This is a genomic window from Ephemeroptericola cinctiostellae (genome assembly GCF_003339525.1).
Taxonomy (GTDB): Bacteria; Pseudomonadota; Gammaproteobacteria; order Burkholderiales; family Burkholderiaceae; genus Hydromonas; species Hydromonas cinctiostellae.
This window is the reverse complement of the sequence record NZ_CP031124.1, coordinates 521,493-534,330: the sequence shown is the minus strand read 5'-3', so window position 1 is coordinate 534,330 and position 12,838 is coordinate 521,493. Positions and strand designations below refer to the sequence as shown.

General features: G+C 52.8%; 9 protein-coding genes. 7 read left to right on the top strand and 2 right to left on the bottom strand.

The genetic code is table 11. The features are described 5' to 3' along the window. Nucleotides 1–92: 92 nt before the first annotated feature. Nucleotides 93–1,058 (top strand): LysR family transcriptional regulator, encoded by a 966-nt coding sequence (locus DTO96_RS02580; RefSeq protein ID WP_114562071.1) that lies wholly within the window; start codon nucleotides 93–95, stop codon nucleotides 1,056–1,058. A 45-nt stretch (nucleotides 1,059–1,103) separates the two neighbouring features. Then, nucleotides 1,104–1,724, top strand: coding sequence for a LysE family translocator (locus DTO96_RS02575; RefSeq protein ID WP_114562070.1), 621 nt, complete (start codon nucleotides 1,104–1,106; stop codon nucleotides 1,722–1,724). Nucleotides 1,725–1,814: 90 nt separating this feature from the next. Here the strand turns inward: DTO96_RS02575 and mutS are convergent, their stop codons facing one another. Further along, the gene (gene mutS / locus DTO96_RS02570; RefSeq protein WP_225972540.1) at nucleotides 1,815–4,400 is read right to left on the bottom strand and encodes a DNA mismatch repair protein MutS; all 2,586 of its coding nucleotides are present in this window, start codon (nucleotides 4,398–4,400) and stop codon (nucleotides 1,815–1,817) included. 309 nt (nucleotides 4,401–4,709) lie between these two features. Beyond that, the gene (locus DTO96_RS02565) at nucleotides 4,710–5,492 is read right to left on the bottom strand and encodes an inositol monophosphatase family protein (protein WP_114562069.1); all 783 of its coding nucleotides are present in this window, start codon (nucleotides 5,490–5,492) and stop codon (nucleotides 4,710–4,712) included. Nucleotides 5,493–5,661: 169 nt separating this feature from the next. Between DTO96_RS02565 and DTO96_RS02560 the strand changes: the two genes are divergently transcribed. From DTO96_RS02560 to DTO96_RS02545, 5 genes are all read left to right on the top strand, one after another. Continuing rightward, nucleotides 5,662–6,477 carry an RNA methyltransferase gene (locus DTO96_RS02560; protein WP_114562068.1) on the top strand — a complete coding sequence of 272 codons (816 nt, stop codon included), beginning with the start codon at nucleotides 5,662–5,664 and terminating at the stop codon, nucleotides 6,475–6,477. Nucleotides 6,478–6,574: 97 nt separating this feature from the next. Then, a complete protein-coding gene (gene cysE, locus DTO96_RS02555; protein WP_114562067.1) occupies nucleotides 6,575–7,321 on the top strand; it encodes a serine O-acetyltransferase in 747 nt (248 codons plus the stop codon). Nucleotides 7,322–7,528: 207 nt separating this feature from the next. Further along, entirely contained in the window at nucleotides 7,529–10,984 is a 3,456-nt protein-coding gene (locus DTO96_RS02550) for an indolepyruvate ferredoxin oxidoreductase family protein (protein ID WP_114562066.1), read from the top strand. Between the two features lie 167 nt (nucleotides 10,985–11,151). Next, nucleotides 11,152–11,595, top strand: coding sequence for a hypothetical protein (locus tag DTO96_RS12855; RefSeq protein WP_225972538.1), 444 nt, complete (start codon nucleotides 11,152–11,154; stop codon nucleotides 11,593–11,595). Continuing rightward, nucleotides 11,592–12,719, top strand: a complete 1,128-nt coding sequence (locus DTO96_RS02545; RefSeq protein ID WP_225972537.1) for a subtype B tannase — start codon at nucleotides 11,592–11,594, stop codon at nucleotides 12,717–12,719. The genes DTO96_RS12855 and DTO96_RS02545 overlap by 4 nt, the downstream gene beginning before the upstream one ends. Nucleotides 12,720–12,838 lie beyond the last annotated feature (119 nt).

Genomic DNA, 12,838 nt, shown 5'->3' with positions numbered 1-12,838 from the left:
ATCAGGGGCAACAGAATGAAACATGCCTTTCAATAAGTTGCTAAAATAATCGTTCACTTTCTCATTTTTGAAACAGTCCTTCGGAACCTGTCATGAACCACTCCAGCAACCAAGCCTCACTCGACAATCTGCAACTGTTCATCGCCGTCGCTGATGCAGGCGGCTTTAGCCGTGCCGCCGATCGCCTTGACCTGCCCGTCGCCACACTGTCGCGTAAAATCGCCCTGCTCGAAAAAGAGCTGAATGTGCCACTGTTCAAGCGCAACACGCGCAACGTCAGCCTCACGCCTGCAGGCGAAGCATTTTATGCTCAACTCGTGCCTGCGCTCGACGCTGTGCAATCGGCTGTGAACGACCTGTCCGATGCCGCCAACAGCATCCAAGGTGTGATTCGCATCACCACGCCCGCTGACTTCGCACGCCTGAGCCTCGCCCAACCATTGACTCAATTTTTACAACTCAATCCACACATCAAAATTGAACTGCACCTCAACTCCAGCCGCATGGATTTGATTAAAGAACAGATTGATGTGGCCATTCGCATCGGCGAGTTGGCCGACTCGAACCTGTATGCCTCTCACTTGTTTGACATGTCAAGCAAGTTGTACGCCACCCCTGGCTATCTCGCCAGCTTACCTGCCATCACCCACCCCGATGACCTCAAGAACTGCAATTTGGTTCAACTGAAAACCAATGTACAGCGCACACACTTGACCCTCATCAACGGCAATCACATTCTTGAACAACCCATCCACGGCAACCTTCAAGCGAACGACATGGGCGTGATCATTGGCCTGTGCGCAGCGGGTGCAGGCGTGGCCATGGTGCCGGAAGTTTTGGTTCAATGCGAAATCAACAACGGCACATTCACCCAAATTTTACCCGACTGGCACAGCCCCACTTTACCCATTCATGCCCTCACCACCGCACGCAACCCACCCGCACGCGTGAAACATTTGATTGAGTTTTTAAAAATCGAATTTTCAAAACTGAAAAAAGAGTGCGATAAAAAAGGGACAAAGCACAAGAATGCGGCCAAAACATTGGATCTAAACTAAAATTTATCCTACCTCCCTAACCCCTATTTGAACGAAAGTCCGCCCATGCACTTGCCTTTATTATTCATCACCATGGCCACGCTGACCATCCTCAGCCCTGGCCCTGGAGTCTTGCGCTCATTGACCAACGCACTGAACTACGGGCTTCGCCCCGCATTGGTTGGCATCTTGGGAACGGCCAGCGGTACATTTTGCATTGCCACCCTGTCTGCCACCAGCTTGGGGGCTTTACTGGCCGCATCCAACAACGCGTTCACCATCATCAAATACATCGGTGCCGCCTATCTGATCTACCTCGGCATTAAATTGTGGCGTGCACCGGCCATTGAATTGGACAACAACGAAACACCTCCGCGCTCACCCCAAAGCCTGTTCATCGAGAGCTTTTTTATGCAGTTTTCCAATCCCAAAGCGATTGTGTTCTTTTTATCCATTTTTCCACAATTCATCGACCCAACCAGCGACTATGCCCCACAGTTCATCGTTTTGGTCTGCACGTTCTGCGCGTTGTTGTTTTGCATACACGCCACTTATGCATTCTTCGCCCAAAGTGCCAAACGCTGGTTCAGTCATGGCCAAGGTGGGCGCTGGATGAATCGCATTGGTGGCACGACATTCATTGGCTTTGGATTGATGTTGGCACAGTCAAAAAAAGCGGCTCAATAAATCAAGCCACCCTGTCATGACCTCGGTCATGATTTCAGATAAAAAACAGCGGCTTAACTCAAGCCGCTGTTTTTTTATGTTTCGCTTAAACTAACTCAGTCTCTTCAACGCATACAGCGCATCCAAGGCCTGACGCGGGGTCATTTCATCGGGGTTGAGTTGAGCAAACTCATCCAACAATGGATGAGGCGCATGCACCACTTGCTCAGGTGTTTCATCCACAACCACGGGCGCACTGAACAAATCAAACTGCGTGTGCGCCGCCTGTTGCGCCTCAAGCTCGGCCAAATGTTTACGCGCCGCCGTCACCACCGCGCGCGGCACACCCGCAAGGTGAGCGACTTGCAAACCATAACTTTTACTGGCGGGTCCTTCTTGCACTTGATGTAAAAACACGATCGACTCGCGCTCTTCGACCGCAGACAAATGCACATTTTTGACATACAAAGCGGTGTTAGCAAGCTGGGTCAGTTCAAAGTAGTGGGTGGCAAATAAAGTTAAACTTTGTTGCGTGTTCAACAAGGACTGGGCAATCGCCATCGCCAAAGCCAAACCGTCAAAGGTCGACGTGCCTCGACCGATTTCATCCATCAGCACAAGGCTGTTCGGCGTGGCGTGTTGCAAAATTTGCGCCGCCTCGGTCATTTCCACCATAAAAGTTGAACGCCCACCGGCAAGGTCATCCGCCGCGCCGATGCGGGTGAAAATACGGTCGATCGGTCCAAGTGTGACGTGCTCAGCGGGGACAAAGCTGCCGACGTAAGCGAGCAAAGTGATGAGTGCCACTTGACGCATGAACGTTGACTTACCCCCCATGTTTGGCCCTGTGATGACCCACAACCGTTCATCCGCCGACAAATGACAATCATTGGCAATGAAGGGCGTGACCTGCTGTTCAACCACGGGATGACGGCCTTTTTGGATGTGGATGCACGGCTCATTGGTCAAGTGCGGCTGATGCCAATTCAAAGCACGCGCACGCTCTGCAAGGTTGCTCAACACATCAAGCTGAGCCAGCACGCGCGCAAGTTTCTGCAAGTCACCGACGAATGGTTGCAATGCGATCAACAGCTGTTCAAACAAATATTTCTCACGCGCCAACGCCAACGATTGCGCTGACAACGCTTTGTCTTCAAAAGCTTTCAATTCAGGCGTGATGAAACGCTCGGCATTCTTCAATGTTTGGCGACGTTGATAATCAACGGGCAACGCCGCATCTTTGGCCTGCGCATGGGTCAATTCAATGTAAAAACCATGCACACGGTTGTATTCAACTTTCAAACCTGCAATGCCCGTACGTTCACGCTCACGCACTTCCAAATCCAACAAAAATGCGCCGCTGTTGGTTTGCAAGCCACGGTATTCGTCCAGCTGCCCATCGAAACCATCGGCGATCACACCGCCTTCGCGCACAAATGTGGCGGGCTCACTCAACACCGCACGCTGCAACAACGCCAACAGGCCATCGGGTGCACGCACGGCGCCTGCAAGCATGTCCAACAGCTCACTGCCCTGCTCTGGCAACACGGCACGCACCGCATCCAGCTGCATCAAACTGTCACGCAAAGCCGCCAACTCCTTTGGACGCACCGTATTCAAAGCAATCCGTGCGCTGATGCGCTCCACATCACACAATGCCGCAAGGTGCGGGCGCAAAGCCGCATGCGTGCGTTGACTCAACAAAGTGGCAATCGCTGTTTGCCGCGCCAACACCGTCGCTGCATGACGCAAAGGATGGTGCAACCAACGCTTCAACAAACGCGAGCCCATGCTGGTCGCACAACCATCCAACAAAGAAAACAAAGTTGGCGATTCTTGTCCACGCAACGTTTCAGTGATTTCGAGATTGCGGCGGGTGGCGGCATCCAAAGTCAAATAATGCTCGCTGCGCACCACGGTCAAACCCTGCACGTGGCGCAAAGCTTGCCCTTGCGTGTGTTGCGCATAATGCAATAAGGCACCAATCGCCGACAATCCGACGGTCAGATGCTCCGCATCCAAATTCGCCAAATGCTTCGCCGACAACTGCGCCAACAAAGCCGCCTCCCCTTTGTCCGCATGGAAAAACTTATCGGGCAACGGCGTGAACACACATTCAAATGCAGGGCGAACGGCATCCGTCATGTGGCGATCCGACAACACGATTTCAGACGGATGGATTTGCTCCACCCAACTCGTCCATTCACGCGCAGGCACTTCGGTGACATAAAACTCACCATTTGCCATGTTCAACCACGCCAAACCAAGCAGTGCGCTGTTGCCCGAACCTTTGGTGTGCGCTGCCATCAGATACGCATCGGACTTGTCCTTGAGCAACGCCGCATCCGACACCGTGCCCGGCGTGAGGATTCGCATCACCTTGCGTTCAACAGGGCCTTTACTGGTTGCGGGATCACCGATTTGCTCACAAATCGCCACCGACTCACCCAGTGACAACAGCTTCACCAAATACTGCTCCGCCGAATGGTAGGGCACGCCCGCCATTTTGATCGGCTCACCATTCGATGTGCCACGCGAAGTCAAGGAGATGCCCAGCAAACGCGAAGCCTTGACCGCATCATCAAAGAACAATTCGTAAAAATCGCCCATGCGATAAAACAGCAAGGTCTCAGGATGCTCGGCTTTGATGCCCAAATATTGCGTGATCATTGGAGAGTTTTTAACAGGCGTGGTCATGCGTGCACTTTTTAAAATGAAAGGATAAGGAAGTGAAAGGAGATCAATTTACTTTTTCAACCCGCACATCACACGTGGTCTAAAGCAATACACCCACCACCTGTTGATGTTGATTTATTTTTGCCCATTTACCTGGGTACAAAAGCTAAAGACCGCTCAGAAAAAGCAGGGGGTTTACTTTTCCCGCATGGCCTTCAATGGGAATGAAGCAGCCCAGTAGCCAAAAACAACACACCCCAGCCGATCAACTCAAAAGCAGATGTGCTGGGGTGTGTATTTTTTGCCAGCGAATCACAATTCGCTTGAAAATTACTCGGCAGGATTGATTTCGCGCAACAGATGCGGCAAGATTTTAGGGGCAGCCGCCACAATGGAACCACTCATGAAATCGCCCTCACCTGTCAAATCGGTGATCAGACCACCCGCTTCTTTCACCAATAACGCGCCCGCAGCGATGTCCCATGGCGCCAAACCAATGCCAATGAAACCATCGATGTGACCCGCCGCCACATAGGCCAAGTCCAAAGCCGATGAGCCTGAATAACGCAAACCCGATGCATTAAAACGCAAATTGGTTTGCAAAGACACCAACGACGGATTGATTTTCAGCTCTTTAGAAGGAATCGCCGTTGACAACAAGGCATCTGACAAACGAATGCGACCCGAGACACGAATGCGGCGGTTGTTCAAAAACGCACCTGACCCACGGCTCGCGGTAAATAAATCATTGGTGCATGGGTTGTAAATCAAACCGTGCTCCACTTTACCGTCAATTTCCAAAGCGATGCACACCGCATAATGTGGATAACCATGAATGAAGTTATTGGTGCCATCGATCGGATCAACGATCCATTTGTGATTTGAATTGACATGACCGGTCAGACCCGACTCTTCACCCAAAAATGCATGTTTTGGATAAGCCTCCAGCAAAATCTCTTTGATCGTGTCTTCAGCGGCATGATCGATCTCAGTCACCAAATCTTGCACGCCTTTTTGACTGATTTTAACTTGGTCAAGGTTCACGCTGGCGCGGGTAATGATTTGCGCTGCTGCGCGAGCGGCCGTGACGGCGGTATTGAGCATCGGATGCATGAGGGGTCCTATCGGTCTTAATTTTATATGAGCAAAAACGCCAGCCTCGGAAGGAAAGCGCAATAACCGTGCTATTTTACTGTAATTTTCGTGTATATTGCGCACTTTTGACACACGATCGTTTGCTAAAATAGCAAAAAACACGCCCACATTCAAATAGATACCCATCATGCAGACAAAAACCAACAATCCCAATGCCCGCACCGACTGGCTTCAGTCCATCCGCATCATCCTCGTGCGCACCAGCCACCCAGGCAATGTCGGTCAAGTCGCTCGGGCCATGGCGAATATGGGCTTGCATGAGCTGTACATCACGTCACCGCGCTTCCCGGACATGTGCGCACAACCTGATGCGATTGCTTTGGCCAGCGGGGCAACCAACGTATTGGAGCAAGCGGTCATCGTGCCTGATTTGGCAACCGCATTACAGGGTGTGAATTGTGCATTTGCGTTTTCTGCGCGCACACGCGACCTCGCACCGCCGCTGCGCACCAGTGGTGAAGCCGCGACTGAAGTGATGGCGTTGTTTGAACAGGCGGCGTTTGAGGGCAAAACACAACCCAAAGTGGCTTTTGTATTCGGTGCAGAACGCAGTGGCTTGGTCAATGACGAAGTGATGTTGTGCCAGCGTTTGTGCCAAATTCAAGCCAACCCCGACTACAACTCACTGAACCTTGCGCAGGCCGTTCAGGTCATGACTTACAGCTTGCGCCAAGCGGCGTTAAACGATGCGTCAAGCGACCCCATTCCCACAAGCAACAATTCAAGCGTGTTGCTTGATGCGGTGGACTTGGCACAACTCGACGGCATGCTCAACCATTGGCAAGCGATGCTGACAGACATCGGCATGATCAATCCCGACATCCCAACCGAAACCATGGCACGCTTACGCGCTTTGTTTTCACGCACCCAATTGACCACCAATGAGGTGAACTTTTTACGTGGCGTGGCAAGCACGGTGCAACAGTTAAAAAAACAAGGTTGAGGCATTGCACCCAAAGTGCAAGGCACAGACGAACCGATCCGCAATCGGTTATGATGTGAGCTTGAATGATTCTGTTTTTTACTGTGAAACCCCGTTTATGTTCCTTGCCCACCTCAAAGAAGACATCCAAACCATCCGCCACAAAGACCCTGCCGCCCGCTCATGGTGGGAGGTGCTGACATGCTACCCCGGCTTGCATGCATTATTTTTCCATCGCATTGCGCATGCCCTTTGGGTTAATCGTTTTCGCTGGCTGGCGCGCTTTATTTCACATATTTCACGTGGCTTGACGGGCATTGAAATCCACCCTGGGGCGACCGTGGGGCGGCGCGTGTTCATCGACCACGGCATGGGCATTGTGGTCGGAGAGACGGCTGAAATTGGCGATGATTGCACGATATATCAGGGCGTGACGCTTGGCGGCACATCGTTGACCAAAGGCGCAAAACGCCATCCGACACTTGAAGCGGGGGTCATCGTCGGTGCCGGCGCGAAAGTGCTGGGCAATTTCACCGTCGGTGCGGGCGCAAAAATCGGTTCAAATGCCGTGGTGGTTAAACCGGTGCCTGCGGGTGCAACGGCGGTCGGCAATCCAGCACACATCGTCGGCAGCAAGCCAACCAATGAACACGAATTCAGCGCCTACGGCGTGAACGTCAACGATTCAGACCCCATCGTTCAAGCCTTACAATCGGTACTGGCTCAACTGGAACGCAGTGACTCGACCACGCGAGAACTGCGTGCAAAAATTGAGCAAGCGGGCATTGATTGCGGCACATGTGAAGATGAGGCAAGGCGTGCCGCACAAGACATCGAGCGGATTCGCCAATTGCTGGCACGATAACGGGTAAAATACCAACAATGCAAGGCATGTCGCATCGCCATGGCTCAGCCACGGGCGAGGGAGCGCGACAACACCCCGCATATTGAGATGGGCGTGCACAATTCAACACAACCAAAGCACCACATGGTCACGTTCATTCCACCACCATAAAACATTAGAAAAAACACCGTGAACGCAGCCCAATCCAAATTATTAAATGCCGTCAGCATGGATGACAAATACACCGCCACCGAGGGTCAGATTTTTCTGTCGGGCATTCAAGCCTTAGTGCGCTTACCCATGATGCAACGCCAACGCGACTTGGCAGTAGGTTTAAACACAGCGGGTTATGTCACGGGCTATCGCGGTTCACCATTGGGTGGTTTAGATGAAGCGCTTTGGCGTGCAAAAAAACATTTAGAACCTTCGCATGTGACTTTCGCACCCGCAATCAATGAAGACTTGGCGGCGACGGCGTGCTGGGGCACTCAGCAGGTCGGACTGATCGGCCCCGCCAAGTACGATGGCGTATTCGCCATGTGGTACGGCAAAGGCCCAGGTGTGGATCGCAGCGCGGACGCGCTCAAACATTTGAACCACGCGGGCACGTCCAAGCACGGCGGTGTGATTTTGGTCGCGGGGGATGATCACGTGGCGCATTCGTCGTCATTGCCGCACCAATCCGATCATATTTTCACAGCGGCAATGATCCCCATGCTGTATCCCTGCAATGTGCAAGAGTTTCTCGACTTGGGTATTCATGCTTGGGCCATGTCGCGTTTTTCAGGCTGTGCGATTGGCTTCAAAGCCATTGCCGACACAGTTGAATCATCGGCCTCAGTCGACGCCAACCCATTTCGCGTGGACGTCAACATTCCAGATGACTTCATCATGCCAGAAGGCGGCTTAAACATTCAACTGTCGACCGCAGGTGTGAATGCCGTGGCGCGCGCGCAAGAAGCGTTGATGCAAGATTACAAAATCTACGCCGCCCTCGCCTACGCCCGCGCCAACCAGCTCAATCGCGTGACCATCGACTCGCCTGTCGCCCGTTTGGGCATCATTGCCTCAGGCAAATCCTACCTCGATGTGCTTGAAGCCCTCGAACAACTGGGCATCGACGAGGCACAAGCCGCTGAAATCGGCATTCGCGTGTACAAAGTGGCCATGCCTTGGCCGCTCGAACCCGATGGCGTGCGCGAGTTCGCTCAAGGATTAGATGAAATTTTGGTGGTTGAAGAAAAACGCCAAATCGTCGAATACCAACTCAAAGAACAACTCTACAACTGGCGTGACGATGTGCGCCCGCGCGTGGTGGGTAAATTTGATGAAAAAGGCGAATGGGTCGCGCCGCGCGGCGAATGGTTACTGACCTCAAAACTGGATTTTTCAGTCGCCCAAGTCGCCACCGTCATCGCCTCACGCATCGAAAAATTTTACACCAGCACCGCCATTGCCGAACGTTTGGCCATGCTGCAAGCGAAAGAAGAGCTGTTGAATCGTGCGGTCAATACGCCACCACGTCCGCCTTACTACTGCTCAGGTTGCCCACACAACACCTCCACCAAAGTGCCGGACGGTTCGGTTGCGCTCGCAGGCATCGGCTGTCATGCGATGGCGATGGCGATTTACCCCGACCAAAATAAGCTCATGACACACATGGGTGGCGAAGGCGCCACGTGGATCGGACAAGCGGCATTCACCGAAGTGCCACATGTGTTCCAAAACCTCGGCGATGGCACCTATTTTCACTCAGGTTATTTGGCGATTCGCGCCGCAGTCGCCTCCAAAGTCAACATCACCTACAAAATTTTATACAACGACGCAGTGGCGATGACGGGCGGACAACCCGTCGATGGCGTGGTCACCGTGCCATCAATTGCCCAACAAATGGTGGCCGAAGGTGTGCAACGCATTGCCTTGGTCACCGAAGATGTGTCGCGCTACAATGACCGTTCCAACCTACCCAGCATCGTGACCTTGCACGATCGCGCGGACATGGACAAGGTACAACAAGAGCTGCGCACCGTCACAGGCACCAGCGTGTTGATTTACGATCAAGTCTGCGCCGCCGAGAAACGCCGTCGCCGCAAAAAGGGCACGCTGGAAGACCCAAAAGTATTCACCTTCATCAATGATGCGGTGTGCGAAGGCTGCGGCGATTGCGGTGTGCAATCGAACTGCGTTTCCATTTTGCCTAAAGAAACCGAATTTGGGCGCAAACGCAGCATCGACCAATCGTCGTGTAACAAGGATTACTCATGCGTCAACGGTTTTTGTCCCAGTTTTGTCACCGTCAGCGGCGACAATGTGCGCATCAAAAAATCCAAAACGGGCACGGCCAAAGAAGACAACTTCGGTGAATTGCCCAATCCAACCTTACCCACCAGCGTCACGCCCTACAATATTTTACTCAACGGCATTGGCGGCACAGGTGTGATCGCCGTCGGCGCACTCATCGGCATGGCCGCCCACTTGGAAGGCAAAGGCGTGTCCGTGCTCGACATGACAGGCATGGCACAGAAAAATGGCGCTGTCACATCGCACATCCGCATTGCCGATGATGTGAACAAAATCCATGCCCAGCGCATCGCCACAGGCGAAGCGGATTTGGTGCTTGGCTGCGACATTTTGACCGCAGGCGCACATGAAGCCGTTGCCAAAATGCTCAAAGGACGCACCCGCGCGGTGGTCAACACGCACCAACAACCCACGGGCAAATTTGCACAAGATGCCGATTGGCAATTTCCCATGCACGATGTGCAAAGCCTGATTGAGGAATCCATCGGACAACAAGCAGAATTCGTCGACGCCACCAAGCTCGCCACCGCATTGATGGGCGACTCGATCGCCACCAACGTGTTCATGGTTGGCTTTGCCTACCAAAAAGGCCTGTTGCCCGTGTCCGAAGCCGCCTTGTTAAAAGGCATCGACATCATCGGTGTCGGCGTTGAATCCAACAAAAAAAGCTTCCTCTGGGGGCGCCGTGCCGCGTTTGACCTCAAACGCGTTGAGCAAATCGCCCTCCCCACTCAGGCCATCCTCGTGCACATGCCCGAAAACCTCGATCGCCTCATCACCCGCCGTTACGATGAATTGGTCTCGTATCAAGACACCGCTTATGCTGACATTTACTTGAGCTTGGTCAAGCAGGTACAAACGATTGAAACAGAACAGCAATTGGGTAAAAAATTGACGACCGCCATCGCCAAAAACGCCTTTAAACTCATGGCCTACAAAGACGAGTACGAAGTGGCACGGCTGTACACCCACCCCGACTTCATGGCCAAAATCAAACAACAATTCGATGGCGACGTGGCTTTAACATTTCACCTCGCACCCCCGCTGTTTGCCAAAAAAGACAACCATGGTCACTTGATCAAACAGAGTTTTGGGCCTTGGATGATGCGCGCTTTTGGTTGGCTGGCGAGCATGAAACACCTGCGCGGCGGCATGTGGGATGTGTTTGGCCGCACGGCAGAACGGCGCATGGAGCGCAAGTTACGCGATGAGTACTTGCGCACGATGGGCGAACTGACCTCAAGCATCAATGCAACAAACCACGCCACATTGGTCGAGCTGGCATCCCTCCCCGAGCACGTGCGTGGATTCGGGCATGTGAAAGAAAAAGCGGTGCTTGCATACCACGAAAAACGCACAGAACTATTGAGCAGCATGGCTTGATTTTAAACACTCGAAGTGTGTTGGATGCCGTTGGATGCAAAAAACACCTTTACAAAACTTTACGTCCAACACATGTTGCAGTTACATTTCAGCGGTAAACTCGTTCAAAACACACTCAACACAAAACATAACAACGACGGCAACATGCCGACAACATGGAGGACAACATGCACCCATCAAACAAGCTCGCCTTAACGCTCATGGCTCTGGCCGCCCAATCACTGAGCGCGCAAGCGCAACCCACGATGCCCGAAACACCGACTGTCGCCCCTCAAAATGCCACGACAAACAGCGGCACAGACCTCACTTACAACCTGAATTTTGCCAACGCAACCCACACCTCAAAAAGCCTGACTCTGGGCGGTCAAACAATCGCATTTCGCGCGTATGAAAACATCGTTTATGTGCAGCACCCCGTGGATACAAAATATGAACGCATGAACATTTACATCCCCGAAGCTTACTTCAAGGGCAAAACCATGGGGCATTTCACAGCCAAAACCGCCCCCATTTTCATGCCCAACGCCGTCGGCGGCTACATGCCCAGCGAGCCCGACAGCCCAGCGTCGCACGCGATGGACACAGCCCGAACGCCGCCTTTATCGCTTTGAGCAAAGGCTATGTCGTTGCCACCCCCGGTGCACGTGGCCGCACCACGCAAGACACGCATGGTCAATACACAGGCAAAGCCCCCGCCGCCATCGTCGACCTGAAAGCCGCCGTGCGCTATTTACGTCACAACGATGCGGTCATGTTTGGCAATGCTGAAAAAATCATTTCCAATGGCACCAGCGCAGGCGGCGCACTGTCTGCCCTCCTTGGCGCCAGCGGCAACAACACCGATTACGAATCAGACCTCAACGCACTCGGCGCAGCCAAAGCCCGCGATGATGTATTCGCCGTATCCGCCTACTGCCCAATCACCAACTTGGATCACGCGGACATGGCGTATGAATGGCAATTCAACGGTGTCAACGCCTATCAAAAAATGATCATGTCTAAAATGATTGACTTCCATGCCGAGCGCAAAACAGAAACAGGCACATTGAGCGCCGCGCAAATCAACACATCAAACGCCCTGCAAGCCCTATTTCCCGCCTACCTCAACAGCTTGAAACTCACACAAACCAACGGCAAGCCATTGAACTTGGATGCGCAAGGCAACGGCTCTTTCAAAGACCTCGTGAAAGCTTACGTGATCGCCTCCGCGCAAACGGCTCTGGACAGCGGCACAGACCTGTCACCACTCACGTGGGTGCACCTCAAAGGCAAGAAAGTCACCGACATTGACTACGACGGTTACATCCAAGCCAATGTGCGCATGAAAACCCCGCCTGCATTTGATGCACTGGATTTAAGCAGCGGTGAAAACGACCTGTTTGGCACAACCAGCACCCAAGCCCAACATTTCACAGCATTTGGCATGGGCAACAGCACAGCAAGCGGCACACAAGCCGCCCCCGCCACCGTCAACATGATGAATGCCATGCACTACCTCAACCACCCAAACGGCATTAAAAAGAACGGTAAAAACAGCACCACCATCAGCAAAAACTGGCGCATCCGCCATGGCACAGCCGACCGAGACACCTCTCTCGCCATCCCCGTCATTTTGGCCACCACGCTGAAAAACCAAGGCAAAAATGTGGACTTCAGCATGCCGTGGAACGTCCCCCACAGCGGTGATTATGATTTGGATGAGCTGTTTGCTTGGGCAGAAAAAGTCAGTCGTTAAGTCCATCATTAAAAACACCAGAGACTGGCATGACAAAGCCTCGCGGTGCTTTATAAGACACCTGAATTGCGGTATCGTTCTGTGACAACAGTAACGATCATCTTGAAAAAAAGGGATTT

What these genes read in the sequence shown, in the direction of transcription:
- DTO96_RS02565 (WP_114562069.1), bottom strand. Translation starts at nt 5,492, where the DNA reads ATGCATCCGATGCTCAATACCGCCGTCACGGCCGCTCGCGCAGCAGCG.
- mutS (WP_225972540.1), bottom strand. Translation starts at nt 4,400, where the DNA reads ATGACCACGCCTGTTAAAAACTCTCCAATGATCACGCAATATTTGGGC.
- DTO96_RS02580 (WP_114562071.1), top strand. Translation starts at nt 93, where the DNA reads ATGAACCACTCCAGCAACCAAGCCTCACTCGACAATCTGCAACTGTTC.
- DTO96_RS12855 (WP_225972538.1), top strand. Translation starts at nt 11,152, where the DNA reads ATGCACCCATCAAACAAGCTCGCCTTAACGCTCATGGCTCTGGCCGCC.
- DTO96_RS02550 (WP_114562066.1), top strand. Translation starts at nt 7,529, where the DNA reads ATGGATGACAAATACACCGCCACCGAGGGTCAGATTTTTCTGTCGGGC.
- DTO96_RS02560 (WP_114562068.1), top strand. Translation starts at nt 5,662, where the DNA reads ATGCAGACAAAAACCAACAATCCCAATGCCCGCACCGACTGGCTTCAG.
- cysE (WP_114562067.1), top strand. Translation starts at nt 6,575, where the DNA reads ATGTTCCTTGCCCACCTCAAAGAAGACATCCAAACCATCCGCCACAAA.
- DTO96_RS02575 (WP_114562070.1), top strand. Translation starts at nt 1,104, where the DNA reads ATGCACTTGCCTTTATTATTCATCACCATGGCCACGCTGACCATCCTC.